Source organism: Komagataeibacter saccharivorans (genome assembly GCF_003207825.1).
Lineage (GTDB): Bacteria > Pseudomonadota > Alphaproteobacteria > Acetobacterales > Acetobacteraceae > Komagataeibacter > Komagataeibacter saccharivorans.
The window spans coordinates 91,894-107,530 of sequence record NZ_NKTY01000007.1; the positions used below are offsets into that span (position 1 = coordinate 91,894).

Annotated in this window: 15 protein-coding genes and 2 tRNA genes; 12 read left to right on the plus strand and 5 right to left on the minus strand. The window is 62.3% G+C overall.

What is annotated here, in order from left to right; genetic code table 11:
* Position 1: 1 nt before the first annotated feature.
* The gene (locus CFR79_RS06560; RefSeq protein WP_110547306.1) at positions 2–670 is read left to right on the plus strand and encodes a PqiC family protein; all 669 of its coding nucleotides are present in this window, start codon (positions 2–4) and stop codon (positions 668–670) included.
* 103 nt (positions 671–773) lie between these two features.
* Here CFR79_RS06560 and nusG read toward each other — a convergent pair whose 3' ends face one another.
* From nusG to CFR79_RS06575, 3 genes are all read right to left on the minus strand, one after another.
* Positions 774–1,304, minus strand: coding sequence for a transcription termination/antitermination protein NusG (nusG, locus tag CFR79_RS06565; RefSeq protein ID WP_102325424.1), 531 nt, complete (start codon positions 1,302–1,304; stop codon positions 774–776).
* An 8-nt stretch (positions 1,305–1,312) separates the two neighbouring features.
* Positions 1,313–1,507, minus strand: coding sequence for a preprotein translocase subunit SecE (secE, locus tag CFR79_RS06570; protein WP_174234146.1), 195 nt, complete (start codon positions 1,505–1,507; stop codon positions 1,313–1,315).
* 134 nt (positions 1,508–1,641) lie between these two features.
* Positions 1,642–1,718: transfer RNA gene (locus tag CFR79_RS06575), tRNA-Trp, on the minus strand.
* A 224-nt stretch (positions 1,719–1,942) separates the two neighbouring features.
* Here CFR79_RS06575 and CFR79_RS06580 point away from each other — a divergent pair.
* From CFR79_RS06580 to atpC, 7 genes are all read left to right on the plus strand, one after another.
* A tRNA-Gly gene (locus tag CFR79_RS06580) sits at positions 1,943–2,016 on the plus strand.
* A gap of 94 nt (positions 2,017–2,110) precedes the next feature.
* Positions 2,111–3,541, plus strand: a complete 1,431-nt coding sequence (locus CFR79_RS06585) for an MFS transporter (protein WP_102325425.1) — start codon at positions 2,111–2,113, stop codon at positions 3,539–3,541.
* A 307-nt stretch (positions 3,542–3,848) separates the two neighbouring features.
* The gene (locus tag CFR79_RS06590; RefSeq protein ID WP_102325426.1) at positions 3,849–4,445 is read left to right on the plus strand and encodes a F0F1 ATP synthase subunit delta; all 597 of its coding nucleotides are present in this window, start codon (positions 3,849–3,851) and stop codon (positions 4,443–4,445) included.
* Positions 4,445–5,983, plus strand: a complete 1,539-nt coding sequence (gene atpA, locus CFR79_RS06595; RefSeq protein ID WP_102325427.1) for a F0F1 ATP synthase subunit alpha — start codon at positions 4,445–4,447, stop codon at positions 5,981–5,983. The genes CFR79_RS06590 and atpA overlap by 1 nt, the downstream gene beginning before the upstream one ends.
* Before the next feature lie 16 nt (positions 5,984–5,999).
* Positions 6,000–6,881 (plus strand): F0F1 ATP synthase subunit gamma, encoded by an 882-nt coding sequence (locus CFR79_RS06600; protein WP_102325428.1) that lies wholly within the window; start codon positions 6,000–6,002, stop codon positions 6,879–6,881.
* A 32-nt stretch (positions 6,882–6,913) separates the two neighbouring features.
* On the plus strand, positions 6,914–8,389 hold the full coding sequence (gene atpD / locus CFR79_RS06605; RefSeq protein ID WP_102325429.1) for a F0F1 ATP synthase subunit beta: 1,476 nt from the start codon (positions 6,914–6,916) through the stop codon (positions 8,387–8,389).
* 29 nt (positions 8,390–8,418) lie between these two features.
* A complete protein-coding gene (atpC, locus tag CFR79_RS06610; RefSeq protein ID WP_102325430.1) occupies positions 8,419–8,844 on the plus strand; it encodes an ATP synthase F1 subunit epsilon in 426 nt (141 codons plus the stop codon).
* 78 nt (positions 8,845–8,922) lie between these two features.
* Here the strand turns inward: atpC and queF are convergent, their stop codons facing one another.
* Positions 8,923–9,402, minus strand: coding sequence for a preQ(1) synthase (gene queF / locus CFR79_RS06615; RefSeq protein ID WP_102325431.1), 480 nt, complete (start codon positions 9,400–9,402; stop codon positions 8,923–8,925).
* Positions 9,403–9,539: 137 nt separating this feature from the next.
* Here queF and rnd point away from each other — a divergent pair, with 137 nt between their 5' ends.
* Together rnd and CFR79_RS06625 are read left to right on the plus strand one after the other, a co-directional pair.
* Entirely contained in the window at positions 9,540–10,727 is a 1,188-nt protein-coding gene (gene rnd, locus CFR79_RS06620) for a ribonuclease D (RefSeq protein WP_110547307.1), read from the plus strand.
* A 149-nt stretch (positions 10,728–10,876) separates the two neighbouring features.
* Positions 10,877–11,515, plus strand: coding sequence for a GcrA family cell cycle regulator (locus tag CFR79_RS06625; protein ID WP_408884562.1), 639 nt, complete (start codon positions 10,877–10,879; stop codon positions 11,513–11,515).
* Positions 11,516–11,614: 99 nt separating this feature from the next.
* Here CFR79_RS06625 and CFR79_RS06630 read toward each other — a convergent pair whose 3' ends face one another.
* The gene (locus tag CFR79_RS06630; protein ID WP_102325434.1) at positions 11,615–12,067 is read right to left on the minus strand and encodes a bactofilin family protein; all 453 of its coding nucleotides are present in this window, start codon (positions 12,065–12,067) and stop codon (positions 11,615–11,617) included.
* Positions 12,068–12,493: 426 nt separating this feature from the next.
* Here CFR79_RS06630 and CFR79_RS06635 point away from each other — a divergent pair, with 426 nt between their 5' ends.
* Positions 12,494–13,504: an adenosine kinase gene (locus CFR79_RS06635; protein WP_102325670.1), complete on the plus strand. Its 1,011-nt coding sequence runs from the start codon at positions 12,494–12,496 to the stop codon at positions 13,502–13,504.
* 186 nt (positions 13,505–13,690) lie between these two features.
* The gene (typA, locus tag CFR79_RS06640) at positions 13,691–15,514 is read left to right on the plus strand and encodes a translational GTPase TypA (protein ID WP_102325435.1); all 1,824 of its coding nucleotides are present in this window, start codon (positions 13,691–13,693) and stop codon (positions 15,512–15,514) included.
* The last annotated feature ends 123 nt before the right edge of the window (positions 15,515–15,637 follow it).

A 15,637-nucleotide genomic window follows, 5' to 3' on the forward strand; every position in this document is an offset into this window, starting at 1 on the left:
CATGCAACGCCCCATCCGGCATTTCATACATTCCGCGCGGCATCATATGGCGGTGGGGGTCACCACCGCCTGTCTGCTGGCGCTGGGCGGTTGCGGGTCGTCCGATCCGACGCTGTATTCCCTTGCCCCCGTCGCCACCACGCAGCCGGTCATGGCTGTCGCAACGGTGCCCGATGTGATCGAGGTCCGCACCCCCGGCATTCCGCCGTCACTGGACCGGCAGAATATCGTGGGGGTGCAGGATGATTATTCCCTCTCCACCCTGCCTGCTGCGGCGTGGAGCGAACCGCTGGCGCCCATGGTGGGCCATGTGCTGGCAGCCGACCTGCAGCAGCGCCTGCCCGGACGGACCGTGTTTGCCCAGAACGATGCGACAAGCGTTCCCGCGCAGGCATTTGTGGAAGTCGAGATCAGCCGGTTTGCAAGGGATTCGGCGGGGCTGGTCCATCTGACCGGCAGCCTGTCCGTGCATCGGGCGGGCGATGCGGCGCAGGTCCTGTCCGTGCCGCTGGCCCTGACGGCCTCGCCCACGGGGGCTGGCACGCGCGCCATGGTCGCAGCACTGAGCCAGTTGACGGGGCAGGTGGCGGATATGGCGACGGAGCGGTTGCAGGCCCTTCCGCCCGCGCCATCCACGGATACCCGCCCGCAGCCGCATCGTTCCCGATAAGGCGCGTCGTTGTTGGGCCGGGGCAGGGATGCGCCGGTCCACCATCGGCAGGCAATAAAAAAGGCACCCGAAGGTGCCTTTAATCAATTGGATATGGGAAGGATCAGACCTTCTCGACCTGATTGTATTCCAGATCGACCGGCGTGGAGCGACCGAAGATGGAGACGCTGACCTTCAGGCGGCCACGTTCCTCATCGACTTCCTCGATCGTGCCGTTAAAGGACGTGAACGGCCCGTCAGCCACGCGGATCTGCTCGCCCACCTCGAAGGTGACGGAGGGACGGACCCGTTCCACACCTTCCTGCGCCTGCTTCATGATCCGTTCGGCTTCCACCTTGGGGATGGGGGAAGGACGGGTCTTGCTGCCCAGGAAGCCGGTGACCTTGGGCGTATCCTTGACAAGGTGCCATGCCTCGTCGGTCAGTTCCATGTTGACCAGAACATAACCGGGGAAGAACTTGCGCTCCGCATTGACCTTCTGGCCACGGCGCACTTCCGTCACTTCTTCCGACGGGACAAGGATTTCACCAAAATGGTCAGCCAGCCCTTTCTGGGCCGCCTGTTCCGTAATGTGCTGGGCTATCTTTTTCTCGAAGCCCGAATAGACGTGGATGACATACCACCGCTTGGCCATGGCTGAACTCAGCCTCCCAGTCCGAAGAGTTTCCGTACGCCAAGGCCGATCACCTCGTCGACGAGGAAGAAGAATACCGACGCAAGACCGGCCATGGCCAGCACCGCACCCGTTGTCATGAGGGTGGCGCGCCGCGTTGGCCAGGTAATCTTTCTGGCTTCGGCACGGACGTCTTCAACAAATTTCGCGGGACCGACCGACACGAAATACCCTTCCTGCAACGCCACGGCGCACCAACCGGAAATTTCCAGCCGATGCGGGGCCTTAGAACCGGTGCGGACCATTGTGGCCCGACCCATCGGGTGCCAGGCCGGAAGGGGAATGCCCGACCGGAGAATGGCAGGGGTGGAGGGTCTCGAACCCGCAACCTCCGGTTTTGGAGACCGGCGCTCTAGCCAATTGAGCTACACCCCTGCAAAGCCGCCTGCGAATGCCCGAAACATGTGGTGCGGCTTGCGCCGCGCCGTTTCGGGTCGTCCATGCGAACCCGGCACAGGAAGCGGAAAAAAGTATGACTCGCGTCCAAAGTCAAGGGGGCATGAAGGAAAAAGAGAAGTTTTATGTGTTTGCGTCCCGCCGGTGGTTTATGGGCTTGCAAGGCAGGCGGCTGAAACGGTATAGGTCGGGCAACCTTATGAGCGGGCGTAGCATAGTGGTAATGCAGTAGCCTTCCAAGCTTCTGAGGAGGGTTCGATTCCCTTCGCCCGCTCCATATCGCCCTGTATGAAAAACTCTTCCAGTCATGGCTGGAATTTGGACGGTACCCGCCTTGTCGGGCAGTCCGGCACGGTCAGGGGCGATCCTTCATGGTAAAAACCACTTCTTCCGCCGTCCATCCGCGTGTGGTGCTGGGTACCTGCTGCCTCAGCCTGCTGCTGGTCATGATGGACGTAACGGTCGTCAATGTCGTCCTTCCTTCCATCCGCGCGCAGTTGCATGGCAGTTTTTCCACCCTGCAATGGGTGGTGGACGCCTATACCCTCATGGTCGCCAGCCTCATGCTGCTGGTGGGATCGCTTGCGGACCGCTTCGGGCGGCGGCGGATGTTCCTGCTGGGGATAGGTCTGTTCTGTACCGGCTCCGCGCTGTGCGGTCTGGCGCGCAGTGTGGAAATGCTGGTCATGGCGCGTGCGGTGCAGGGAATCGGCGGGTCTATGCTCAATCCCGTGGCCCTGTCGATTCTGACCAATGTCTATGTCGAGCCTCGTGCCCGGGCGCAGGCCATCGGGATATGGGGGGCGACTTCCGGCGTGGCGCTGGCGCTGGGTCCGGTTGTGGGTGGCATTCTGGTGCACTGGGTCGGCTGGCAGGCGGTGTTCTGGGTCAATGTGCCGATCGGGCTGATCGCGATCGGGCTGACGCTGCGCTTCATACCCGAATCCTCTGGCAGCAGGGGGCGCAGCATCGACGCGCCGGGTCAGCTTCTGGCGATCGTGGCGCTGGCCATGGTGACGTCGGGGCTGATCGAAGCGCATAATTACGGCTGGTCATCGCCTACCATTTCCGGATTCCTCGGGTTCGGGCTGTTGTCCATCGCGGGCTTCCTGATCGTGGAGCAGCGTGCGACCTCGCCCCTGATCGACCTGCGGTTCTTCCGTGCATGGCCGTTTTCCGGCGCGATCGTGACCGCCGTGCTGGCCTTTGCCATTTTCAGCGCCTTCCTGTTCCTCAATACGCTCTATCTTCAGGATGTGCGGGGCCTGCCCGCGCTTCAGGCCGGTCTGTGCACCCTGCCATTCGCTTTTGGCAGCATGCTGTGCGCCCCGGTTTCGGGGCGGCTGACGGGGCGCTATGGCGCGCGCCTGCCGCTGCTGCTTTCGGCTGTTGGATTCGGGTCGAGCGCGGTGCTGCTGACCGGGCTGGATGCGCTCACGCCGCTGCCTCTGTTGCTTGTATCCTATGGGCTGTGTGGATGCGGCTTTGGTCTGTGCAACGCACCCATTACCAATTCCGCCATTGCCGGGATGCCCCGGACGCAGGCTGGAGTGGCCGCGGCCATCGCTTCCGCCAGTCGGCAGGTCGGCGCGCTGCTGGGGATTGCGCTGGGAGGCGCGCTGACGGCGACGAGCATCCATTCCGGCGCGGTGCAGTGGGCCAGTTTCCCGCAGGCGACCCATGCGGTGTGGTGGAGCATGATCGTGGCCGCGCTGGCGATTGGCCTGCTGGGGTTTGTGTCCACCGGAGTCCGTGCCCGGCGCAGCGCGCAGGCGGTTGCCGCACTGCTCGATTCAAACTGACGCATTATCACTATGCATAATTTGCATAACTTGAGCGCCATCATTCCAATGCGCTGATTTCTGTTTGTGCGCCATAAAAAACGGGGCTTTGCCTGTTTCCGAAATGCCGTGGCGCATGTATGATCCCGCCAGTCTTCAGCCGGTGGTTGTGGATGTGCATCAAAACGGGCGGTTCCGCGGCATTGGACGATGCTGTTGTATTGCCTGCTCTGTTGCGTGTGCATGCGCTGCGTGCTAGAGCCGCGCCAGCAGCGCACGGGACCGGGGTTTCCGGGCAGGCGGCTGGTGTTTGAATCAAGATTCTGGATTGGAAAAGCGGACAGTGGATTCGGGTGGAACGACCTCAATACCGATCGCCTCCATTGCCAATGGCCTTCCCGGTCGTTACGCGACGGCGCTTTATGAGCTTGCGGCTGAACGCCAGCAGCTTGACCCTGTTCTGGAGCAGGCTTCGCGTCTTGTCGCGATGATTGACGGCAGCGCCGACCTGCGCACCGTCCTGACGGACCGGACGCTGGATATCCGTATCAGCCGCCGTGCGGTTGAGGCGGTGCTGGATGCCGAAGGTTTCAGTCCCCTTATGCGTGATTTTGTTGGCGTGGTGGCGAATAACCGCCGCCTTCCGCGCCTGCGTGACATTCTTGCCGCGCTGGCGGCCATCGCTGCCGGTCGGCGCGGGGAAGTGGTGGCGGATGTCGTCTCTGCCCATCCCCTGACCGACCTGCAGCGTATCCAGCTTCGCAGCCGCCTTGCCGAGGCCGGCTATTCCAAAGTCAATATCCAGGAGCGTGTTGACGCGGCCCTGCTGGGCGGTCTGGTCGTGCGCGTAGGCGCCCGCCTGTATGATACCAGCCTCAGATCCCGCCTTACCCGCCTGCACCATGCCATGAAGGGAGCCGCGTGATGGAAATCCGCCCCTCCGAGATTTCGGATATCCTCAAGCAGCAGATCGCTACGTTCGACAAGGAAGCTGACATTGCCGAGACAGGAACCATCCTGTCGGTGGGTGACGGCATCGCCCGTGTGTACGGCCTGCAGAATGTCGAAGCCGGCGAAATGCTGGACTTCCCCGCCAGCGGCCAGAAGGGCATGGCCCTGAACCTTGAGAATGACAACGTCGGTGTTGTCATTTTCGGTGATGACAGCGCCATGCGTGAAGGCGATACCGTCGCCCGTACCGGCAAGGTGGTTGAAGTGCCCACCGGCAAGGCGCTGCTGGGTCGCGTGGTTGACGGTCTGGGCAACCCGATCGACGGCAAGGGCCCGCTGGTTGGCGATGTCATCCACAAGCGCGCTGAAATCAAGGCCCCCGGCATCATGCCGCGCCAGTCCGTCAGCGAGCCGATGCAGACCGGCATCAAGGCCATTGACGCGCTCGTGCCCATCGGGCGTGGCCAGCGTGAGCTGATCATTGGTGACCGCCAGACCGGCAAGACCGCCATCCTGATCGACACCATCGTCAACCAGAAGGGCGTCAACGCGCTGGGTGACGAAAGCAAGTCGCTTTACTGCATCTATGTTGCGATCGGGCAGAAGCGTTCGACCGTGGCGCAGCTGGTGCGCACGCTGGAAGAAACCGGCGCGATGGAATACTCCATCGTCGTGGCGGCAACCGCGTCTGACCCGGCCCCGATGCAGTATCTGGCTCCCTACGCCGCATGCTCCATGGGTGAATATTTCCGCGATAACGGCATGCATGCCCTGATCGTGTATGATGACCTGTCCAAGCAGGCCGTCGCTTACCGTCAGATGTCGCTGCTGCTGCGTCGTCCGCCGGGACGTGAAGCCTATCCGGGTGATGTGTTCTACCTGCATTCGCGCCTGCTGGAACGCGCGGCGAAGATGTCCGACAAGTTCGGCGCCGGTTCGCTGACGGCCCTGCCGGTGATCGAGACGCAGGCTGGTGACGTGTCCGCCTATATCCCGACCAACGTGATTTCCATCACCGATGGTCAGGTCTTCCTTGAAACCGACCTGTTCTACCGCGGCATCCGCCCGGCGGTGAACGTGGGCGGCTCGGTGTCGCGTGTTGGTTCCGCAGCCCAGATCAAGGCGATGAAGCAGGTTGCCGGCAAGATCAAGCTGGAACTGGCGCAGTATCGTGAAATGGCGGCCTTCTCGCAGTTCGCGTCCGATCTGGACCCGGCCACGCAGAAGCAGCTTGCCCGTGGCGCGCGTCTGGTCGAACTGCTGAAGCAGCCCGAAACCTCCCCGCTTTCGGTTGAAGAGCAGGTTGTGGTGCTGTTCGCTGGCACGCGTGGCTATATCGACGCCGTGGCGGTCGATCAGGTCACGACGTACGAGAAGCGCCTGCTGGATGATGTCCGCACGTCGGGCAAGGACATTCTCGAATCGATCCGGACGCAGCGCCAGCTGACGAAGGATATCGAAAGCCGTCTGAATGATTTCCTGACGACATTCGGCCGTCAGTTCGTCAACTGAGGAAGATCGGGCAACCATGGCTTCCCTGAAGGAACTGCGCGCACGGATTGGCAGCGTCAAATCGACGCGCAAGATCACCAGCGCAATGAAAATGGTCGCTGCGGCCAAGCTGCGTCGGGCGGAAACCCGCGCAGCCGCCGCACGGCCATATGCCGACGCAATGCGCCGCATGCTGGCCGAAGTCGCGCGTAGCGTGGCAGGTGAAGGCGGGCAGCCCGCACTGCTGACCGGAACGGGTCAGGACAAGGTGCATCTGCTGGTCCCCATGTCCAGCGACCGTGGCCTTGCGGGTGCGTTCAACTCCAACATCAACCGTACGACGCGCAATCTGGTGCTCAGGCTCCAGGCTGAAGGCAAAACGGTCAAGCTGCTGCCGGTCGGGCGCAAGACACACGACTTTCTTGAGCGTGAGTTTTCCGATCTCATCATCGGGCACCGTCATCTGGCCGCGGGCAAGGAAATCCCCTTTTCCGCTGCTTCTGAACTGGGTGAACAGATTTCGTCCCTGCTGGACAAAGGCGAATTCGATGTCTGCACGCTGGTTTATAACCAGTTCCGCAATGTCATGACCCAGACGCCGACGGAAATGCAGCTTATCCCGCTGGCGCTGCCGGAAAACGACAATGCCGAACAGGCGGATGTCGCGAGCTACGAGTTCGAGCCGGATGAAGCGACGCTTCTGTCCAGCCTGCTGCCGCGTAACCTGCAGGTCCAGCTTTATGCGACCATGCTGGAAACCGCTGCGGGCGAAAATGGCGCGCGGATGACGGCCATGGATAATGCGACCCGGAATGCCGGCAAGGCCATCGACCGCCTGACCCTGACCTACAACCGTACGCGTCAGACCAATATTACCAATGAACTGATCGAGATCATCTCGGGCGCCCAGGCTGTCTGAGGACCGATCTTCACGCTCACAGGAGCTGTCCCATGTCGGAAACCACAACTCAAGAGGCTCCTGTCTCCACGCAGGCGCAGAAAAGCAATGTCGTTGGTCGCGTAACGCAGATCCGCGGCGCCGTCGTTGACGTGCAGTTCGAAGGTGTGCTGCCGCATATCCTCGAAGCGCTGCACGTCGAGCTGAACGGCCAGACCCTGGTGCTGGAAGTGGCGCAGGAAATCGGCGAGCATGAAGTCCGCTGCATCGCCATGGATACGACCGATGGTCTGTCCCGCGGCACGGAAGTCACCGCCACCGGCAACCAGATCACCGTGCCGGTCGGACCGGGAACGCTGGGCCGTATCCTGAACGTGATCGGTGAGCCGATTGACGATCGTGGTCCGGTGAAGGCTGAAGGCCGTTCGCCCATCCACCGTGCCGCCCCCGCTTTTGACGAGCAGGCCGCCGCAACCGAAATCCTGCCCACGGGCATCAAGGTTGTCGATCTGCTGTGCCCGTACCTCAAGGGCGGTAAGGTCGGTCTGTTCGGTGGCGCCGGTGTCGGCAAGACCGTCATCATTCAGGAACTGATCAACAACATCGCCAAGGCGCATGGTGGCGTGTCGGTCTTCGCGGGTGTTGGTGAACGTACGCGTGAAGGTAACGACCTGTATTACGAAATGCAGGATGCGGGCGTTATCAAGATCGATGGCGACTCGACCGACGGGTCCAAGGTGGCGCTGGTCTATGGCCAGATGAACGAGCCGCCGGGTGCGCGTGCCCGTGTCGCCCTGTCCGGCGTGACCGTTGCGGAATACTTCCGTGATGTCGAAGGCCAGGACGTGCTGTTCTTCGTCGATAACATCTTCCGCTTCACGCAGGCTGGTGCCGAAGTGTCGGCGCTGCTGGGCCGTATTCCGTCCGCCGTTGGTTACCAGCCCACACTGGCGACCGAAATGGGCGCGCTGCAGGAACGCATCACCTCCACCAAGAAGGGCTCGATCACGTCCGTGCAGGCCGTGTACGTGCCGGCCGATGACCTGACCGATCCGGCGCCCGCCGCGACCTTTGCCCATCTTGACGCGACCACGGTGCTGAACCGTTCCATCGCGGAAATGGGCATCTACCCGGCCGTGGACCCGCTGGACTCCACATCCCGCTCGCTCGATCCGAAGATCGTCGGTGACGAGCATTATCAGGTGGCCCGTGACGTGCAGCGCATCCTGCAGACCTACAAGTCCCTGCAGGACATCATCGCCATCCTCGGCATGGACGAACTGTCGGAAGACGACAAGCTGGTCGTTGCCCGCGCCCGTCGTATCCAGCGTTTCCTGTCCCAGCCGTTCCATGTGGCCGAAGTGTTCACCGGCGCGCCGGGCAAGCTGGTTTCGCTGGAAGACACGGTCCGTTCGTTCAAGGCGATCGTGGCTGGTGAATACGATCACCTGCCCGAAGGTGCCTTCTACATGGTCGGTGCGATCGAGGAAGCGGTGGCCAAGGCCGAAAAGATGAAGGAATCGGCCTGACACCACCCCTGACGCAAGGAAGATAGACCATGTCCATTAAGGTCAAGATTGTCAGTCCGGAGAAGGTGCTGTTCGCCCATGACGCCGATATGGTTGTCATGCCGGGGGCCGAAGGCGACATCGCGGCCATGCCGGAACACGCGCCACTCATGCTGACGCTGCGCGGTGGCGTGGTTGATGTTTACGAAGACGGTGCCGTGACGCACCGCTTCTTCGTGGCTGGTGGGTTTGCTGATATCGCGCCGACCCACTGCACCATCCTTGCCGACCGGGCGACCGGACTGGCGGAGCTTTCGGTTGACGACGCCGAAGCCCGTCTGGCGGCACTTGAGAAATCCTATGAGGAAGCGGACAAGATGAACGTGCCCGCGCTGGATATTCTCATGGGCAAGATGCAGTCCGCCCGCGCCGAAATCGACGCGGCGCAGTCTGCCGTTCCGGCCATGTCCATCTGATGGTTTCCCCCGCGCCTTCGGGCGCGGACAGAACCAGTAAAAAAGCGCCCTGTCCGGGGCGCTTTTTTTATGTCCGGATCAGCCGCGCCCGCGATAGCCGGGCACGTCCTGCGCAGGTATCCACACACCTTCCGGCGGTGCGCCGGTCTGCCAGAACACATCGATGGGCATGCCGCCGCGTGGGTACCAGTAGGCACCGATCCGCAGCCAGACAGGCTTCAGCAGGTCAACCAGTGTGGTTGCGATCTGCACGGAGCATTTTTCATGAAATGCACCATGGTTGCGGAAGCTGGTCAGGAACAGCTTGAGCGACTTGCTTTCCACGATCCATTCGTCTGGGATGTAGTCGATGACGATATGGGCGAAATCCGGCTGGCCGGTCACGGGGCAGAGAGACGTGAACTCGGGTGCGGTGAACCGCACGACATAATGCCGCCCGCGTTCGGGGGCGGGAACACGTTCCAGCCGTGCTTCCTCGGGGCTTGCGGGCTGTGTCGTGTTCTGGCCGAGCTGGGTCAGGAACTGGCTGCCATCGTCGGTGGTGGGGCGGGTGTTCATGGGGCATCCGTCAGCAGGGGGAAGGAGATGTGTGGCTGATGCCGTAAGGTCCGGTCTGGCGTCAACGGAAATGCGGGTGGGCGGCATGTGATTTTCCCCGCTTTTGCAAATTGGCGGAGGCATGATAACTGCTCCTCATGGCACGTGTATCCCGACCCGCATTCCCCGCTCCCGCGCAGGTTACCACCACGGCGGAGCTTGAGGCTGTAACCGCGCGACTGCGGCTTGAGCCGTTTGTGACAATCGACACCGAGTTCGTGCGCGAGCGTACGTACTGGCCGGAACTGTGTCTGGTGCAGTTGGCGGGGAAAAACGATGTCGTGGTGATCGACACGCTGGCGCCAGGGCTGGATCTGTCGTCCCTCGGGGCGTTGCTGGATGATGCTGGCGTGGTCAAGGTCTTTCACGCGGCACGGCAGGATCTGGAAATCTTCCTGCATCTGTTCGACCGCCTGCCCACCGCCCTGTTTGATACGCAGGTGGCGGCCATGGTGGCGGGATATGGCGATCAGGTGGGGTACGATAACCTCGTTTCCTCCCTGCTGGGGGTACAGATCGATAAATCCCACCGTTTTTCCGACTGGTCGGCCCGTCCGCTTTCCCCAGCGCAGATCGGTTACGCGGCGGCGGATGTCACCTATCTGCGTCTGGTCTATGGCAGGCTGCTCGAACAGCTTGAAAAGGAAGGGCGGCTTGACTGGGTGGCAGCAGAACTGGATATCCTGAACAATCCCGCAACCTTCCGTCCTGATCCGCTGACATTGTGGGAAAAGATGCGCCCGCGCACGAATAACCGGCGTATGCTGGGTATCCTGCGCGCGGTTACCGCATGGCGGGAAGGCGAGGCGCAGCGTGTCAACGTGCCACGGCAGCGTCTTCTGAAAGACGAGAGCCTGATGGAAATCGCAGCCACGGCTCCCGTTACGGTGGAGGCACTGGCCCGCGTGCGGGGCGTGTCCCGCGGCTTTGCTGAAGGGCGTAGCGGGCAGTCCCTGCTGGAAACCGTGACGGGTGCCATGGCGGAACCGGAAGCGGACCTGCCGCGCATGCCAAAGGGGCGGGGAAAGGATGCGCAGCGCCCGTCGCCCGCGCTGATCGCCCTGCTCAAGGTATTGCTGGCTGCCTGCTGCGAAACCCATCGCGTCGCCCCGAAACTGGTTGCCTCATCCGAGGATCTGGACCGTTTTGCGCTTGATGACGATGCGGATATTCCTGCCTTCCACGGCTGGCGCAATACCGTATTTGGCAAGCTGGCGCGTGAACTCAAGGCGGGCAGACTTATAATGGGCGTCGAGGGCGGTAAGGTAAAACTGATCCACGATTAGGCGTTTATTAACCGGGTTACGGTTTTACCGGGGTTGCGAACAGGTTATGCTCAGAACTGTCCACAAGATTCTGTGGCATGGTAGTTGAGCCGGGCACAGTATAAGCTTAGTTTCGCACCATTCCGCGTAAGGAGTGCAGAACGATGGCGATGGAATGGACCGAGGAGACGATCGCGCGCTTGCGTGATCTGTGGCAGCAGGGTTTGTCGACCGCAGAAATCGGGCGCCAGCTTTCTGTCACGAAGAACGCAGTGGTGGGCAAGGCGCACCGTTTGGGCCTCAAGCCCCGTCCGTCACCCATCCGCCGCGCACCCAAGGGCGCACCCGCCGAAGCTGTGGCCGATACGTCGGCACCCGCCGCTGTAACGGAGAGCGCGCCCGTTGCGCCGTCCGTAGCGAAAGAGGAAACGGTTTCCGCCCCGGTCGTGTCCAGGGCCCCTGCGCCCCAGCCGGAAAAAGCCCCCGCGCCATCCACTGTCGCCCCCACCATATCAACCGCCACGCAGGCCACGTCCCCGGCATCCGCAGGGGATGCACTGACGAGTGAGCCGGAACCCGCAGCCCGCCCCCCGGCGCGCAGTCAGGCCCGCGCCTCGCGTTCGGCCCTGCGTCCGGTCAGCGAACCGCGCCGCCGCAGCAGCCAGTCCTGCTGCTGGCCGCTGGGCGATCCGGGCACGCCCGGTTTCCATTTCTGCGGGGCAACACCCCTGCCGGGCAAGCCATACTGCGCCGAACATGCGCAGCTTGCCTACGTCAAGCTGCGTGACCGCCGCGATAACGTGGCCTGATCCGGACTACCTTTTTACGGGTCTATTAAAAAACGCCAGGGCATTGCTGCCACTGGCGTTTTTTGTCCCTGCCCGGCAGGCGGGCAGGGGAGGCGTATCCTATTCGGGCTTGGGGGCCGCAGGCTCGGGAGCCGGGGTGGTGATCATCTCAAGCTGGCCGGTGATCTGGCCGCCATCTTCCACCTTCAGGCGGCGGCACTTGGCCTTGCCCAGCAGGCGACCGGTGGAGCGGATGGTCAGGCCACCACGCACCGTCAGCGTACCGTCGATGGTGCCCGCCAGTTCAGCGTCCTCGACCTCGACTTCGCCCTTGAACACGCCGCCCTGAGCGATCTGGAGTTCGGAGGCGTTGATCATGGAGGATTCAACCGTCCCTTCCACAACCAGCCGTTCGGCGTCCTGAATGGTGCCCTGCACGCTGATGCCACGACCCACGACCAGCGTCCGGCGGTCATTTTCCTTCTTCGCGGCCTGACCTGCAGGCGCACCGGGACGTACGCCACCGGGTGCGGGCGAAGGGTTGGGCGTGGGCGGGAAGGGCGGACGGGCCATGGATGTGTTTTCCTTGCTGGCAGGGTTGGAAGTGGACGGAGCGCCACCGGCTGCTGTCGCCGGACGGCCCGGCTGCTGCACGGGGGATGGAGCTGGGGCGGGTGGCTGGGTTTCTGCTGGCTTGCGTCGTCTGAACAATAGTTACCCCGCTTTGGATTTATGCTGCGCCGGAACGCGGACGTTCCGGTTGGAGGAGGTTACGCTTTCGGGCTGGTTGCAGGCTGCAGCCCCCTTAACGGTTATACGCCCCCCGATCAGGTCGACAAGGGCGTTCGAAGGGGAGGCGCGTGAAAACATCACGCATTGCGCCGGTTAACCGCCGATGATAGCGATACGGGCCTCATGCAGGAAAAAAGAGGTTATTTCGTGGCGTTCAGGCGCTGCGGCTGCATGCGCGACGGATTAACGACGGTAGTGGAACAGAATATGGAAAATTCGGGACGGGCGGCGGAATGCCGGTTTGATCTGCTGGGTATCGGCAATGCGATTGTCGATGTGCTGGCACCGGTGGAAGCTGACTTCCCGCAGCGCAATGGCATGGTACCCGGCAGCATGGCGCTGATTGACGGCCAGCGCGCACAGACGCTGTACAACCAGATCCGCAGGGAAAAGGAAATGGGGGGCGGCTCGGCTGCCAATACCTGTGTCGTCGCGTCCAACATGGGCGCGCGCGTGGCGTATCTGGGCAAGGTCGCCGATGATGCCCCCGGTCAGGCCTTTGGCGCGGACCTGCAGGCGGCGGGGGTGTATTTTCCTTCCGTGCCGCTGCAGGGCGATGAGGGCGACCACAATCCCACCGCGCGCTGCATCATTCTGGTCACCCCCGATGGCCAGCGTACGATGAACACCTATCTGGGGGCCTGCGTCACCTTCAGCCCCGAGGATGTGCTGGCTGATGTCGTGCAGGCTTCCAAGGTGATCTATATGGAAGGCTACCTGTTCGATCCGCCGGCAGCGCAGGAAGCCTTCCGCACCGCAGCCCGCATCGCGCATGAGGCCGGGCGCAAGGTTGCGCTGTCCCTTTCGGACCGTTTCTGCGTCGATCGCCACCGCGCGGCGTTTCATGATCTCGTGCGCGGGCATGTGGACATCCTCTTCGCCAACGAGGATGAGATCTGCGCGCTGTACCAGACCGATGATTTTGATGAAGCCGCCCGCCGTGTCGCGGCGGAGACGCATTTCGCCGTGTTGACCCGTTCCGAACGGGGCAGCGTCATCATACAGGACCAGAAGCGCATCGTGATCGAGAGCGTGCGCACGCAGGTCATCGACACCACCGGCGCGGGCGATGCCTATGCCGCGGGATTCCTCGCGGGCTGGACATCGGACCGGACGCTCGCCGAATGCGGGCGTCTGGGCAGTGTCGCGGCATCGGAAGTGATTTCCCATTACGGTGCGCGCCCGCTGATCAACATGCGACAGGACATGGATTTCTGATCCACGGGGCGCGTCGTGCCGGGCGTGTGATGGGGTTGTGCGCGAAGTTTCGCGTGCAATCCGCGCCCGTCCGCTTTATCTACGCATCCAGCAGCCACCCAATCCGCCGCCGCACGGGCGCCCAGCGCCGGTGCCGCCGCGTCCCTTATGGCGTCCCCGCCAAGGAAAGTCAGGTCAAGAGCAGTTATGGATATCCGCAATATCGCCATTATCGCGCACGTCGATCATGGCAAGACCACACTGGTCGATCAGCTTCTTAAACAGTCCGGCTCCTTCCGTGAGAACCAGCACGTCGCCGAGCGCGCGATGGACAGCAACGACCTGGAGCGTGAGCGTGGCATCACCATCCTGGCGAAGTGCACGTCCGTGGTGTGGAAAGATACCCGCATCAACATCATCGACACCCCGGGCCACGCCGATTTCGGTGGCGAGGTCGAGCGTATCCTGAGCATGGTCGATGGCGCCGTGGTGCTGGTCGACTCCGCCGAAGGCGCGCTGCCGCAGACGAAGTTCGTGGTGGGCAAGGCGCTGGCGCGCGGCCTGAAGCCGATTGTGGTCGTCAACAAGATCGACCGTGGCGATGCCCGTCCCGATGAAGTGCATAACGAGATTTTCGACCTGTTCGCAGCCCTTGGCGCCAATGACGAACAGCTTGATTTCCCGATGCTGTACGCTTCTGGCCGTCAGGGCTGGGCGGATACGGAAATCGACGGTCCGCGCAAGGACCTCTCGCCCATGTTCGACCTGATCCTGCGCCACGTTCCGGCCCCGAAAGTGAACAAGGACGCGCCGTTCGCGATGGTCGCCACCATCCTCGAGAACGACAACTTCCTTGGCCGCGTGCTGACCGGCCGTGTCGAGCAGGGCACGGCGAAGATGAACATGCCGGTGCATGTGCTGCGTCCCGACGGATCGGTTGTGGAAACGGGCCGCCTGACCAAGCTGCTGTCCTTCCGTGGTCTTGACCGCGTGCCGGTGGAAGAAGTCGAAGCCGGTGACATCGTGGCCGTGGCCGGTCTGTCGGACGCGACGATTCCGGAAACGATCGCAGCCCCTGAAGTTAAAGAGCCGCTGCCCTCCACCCCCGTTGATCCGCCGACGCTGTCCATGACCTTCCGCCTGAACGATGGCCCGCTGGGTGGCCGTGAAGGCAAGAAGGTCACGTCGCGCCAGATCCGTGACCGTCTGTTCAAGGAAACGGAAGGCAACATCGCCATCCGTGTATCCGAAAGCCCCGAGAGCGAGGCCTTCGAGGTCGCGGGCCGTGGCGAACTCCAGCTTGGCGTGCTGATCGAACAGATGCGCCGTGAAGGGTTCGAGCTGACCATCGGTCGTCCCCGCGTGCTGTTCCGCACCAACGAGGAAACCGGTGAGCGCGAAGAACCGTTCGAGGAAGTCCTGATCGACGTGGACGAGCCGTATTCGGGCGTCGTGGTTGAAAAGATGGCGCTGCGTAAGGGCATCATGCAGGACATGCAGCCTTCGGGCGGCGGCAAGGTGCGCCTGAGCTTCCTGATCCCGTCGCGCGGGCTGATCGGCTACCATGGCGAATTCCTGACCGATACCCGTGGTTCGGGCATCATGAACCGCCTGTTCTCGGGCTATCAGCCCTATGTCGGCCCGATTGCCGGCCGTCGTAACGGTTCGCTGATCTCGTCCGAAGATGGTGCGACCACGCAGTATTCGCTGTTCTCGCTGCAGGACCGTGGCACGCTGTTCGTCGATGCGGGCGAAAAGGTCTATGTCGGCATGATCATCGGTGAGCATTCGCGTGAGAATGATCTCGAAGTGAACCCGATCCGTGAAAAGAAGCTGACCAACATCCGTGCCGCTGGCAAGGACGAGGCCCTGCTGCTGATCCCGCCGCGCAAGATGAACCTGGAACAGGCCATCGCCTATATCGAGGACGATGAACTGGTTGAGGTCACGCCGTCCGCCGTGCGTATCCGCAAGCGCTACCTCGACCCGCACGAGCGCAAGAAGCGTGAGCGTTCGGGTTCGGTCGACTGATTCCGACTGCCGCAGGACCGGCTGCAATCTTTAGTAATGTTTCAGTTCTTGAGATTGCGGTCATCTTGCGGCAAAAACGGTTCACTCTCCATATATTTAAGAATTTTAATCCGAGACGGCTTT

Excerpts from the sequence above, each read along its gene's own strand:
- CFR79_RS06560 (WP_110547306.1), top strand. The coding sequence starts at position 2 with ATGCAACGCCCCATCCGGCATTTCATACATTCCGCGCGGCATCATATG.
- CFR79_RS06585 (WP_102325425.1), top strand. The coding sequence starts at position 2,111 with ATGGTAAAAACCACTTCTTCCGCCGTCCATCCGCGTGTGGTGCTGGGT.
- atpC (WP_102325430.1), top strand. The coding sequence starts at position 8,419 with ATGTCCATTAAGGTCAAGATTGTCAGTCCGGAGAAGGTGCTGTTCGCC.
- CFR79_RS06630 (WP_102325434.1), bottom strand. The coding sequence starts at position 12,067 with ATGGCCCGTCCGCCCTTCCCGCCCACGCCCAACCCTTCGCCCGCACCC.
- atpA (WP_102325427.1), top strand. The coding sequence starts at position 4,445 with ATGGAAATCCGCCCCTCCGAGATTTCGGATATCCTCAAGCAGCAGATC.
- atpD (WP_102325429.1), top strand. The coding sequence starts at position 6,914 with ATGTCGGAAACCACAACTCAAGAGGCTCCTGTCTCCACGCAGGCGCAG.
- nusG (WP_102325424.1), bottom strand. The coding sequence starts at position 1,304 with ATGGCCAAGCGGTGGTATGTCATCCACGTCTATTCGGGCTTCGAGAAA.
- CFR79_RS06625 (WP_408884562.1), top strand. The coding sequence starts at position 10,877 with ATGGAATGGACCGAGGAGACGATCGCGCGCTTGCGTGATCTGTGGCAG.
- typA (WP_102325435.1), top strand. The coding sequence starts at position 13,691 with ATGGATATCCGCAATATCGCCATTATCGCGCACGTCGATCATGGCAAG.
- queF (WP_102325431.1), bottom strand. The coding sequence starts at position 9,402 with ATGAACACCCGCCCCACCACCGACGATGGCAGCCAGTTCCTGACCCAG.
- CFR79_RS06600 (WP_102325428.1), top strand. The coding sequence starts at position 6,000 with ATGGCTTCCCTGAAGGAACTGCGCGCACGGATTGGCAGCGTCAAATCG.
- CFR79_RS06635 (WP_102325670.1), top strand. The coding sequence starts at position 12,494 with ATGGAAAATTCGGGACGGGCGGCGGAATGCCGGTTTGATCTGCTGGGT.
- rnd (WP_110547307.1), top strand. The coding sequence starts at position 9,540 with ATGGCACGTGTATCCCGACCCGCATTCCCCGCTCCCGCGCAGGTTACC.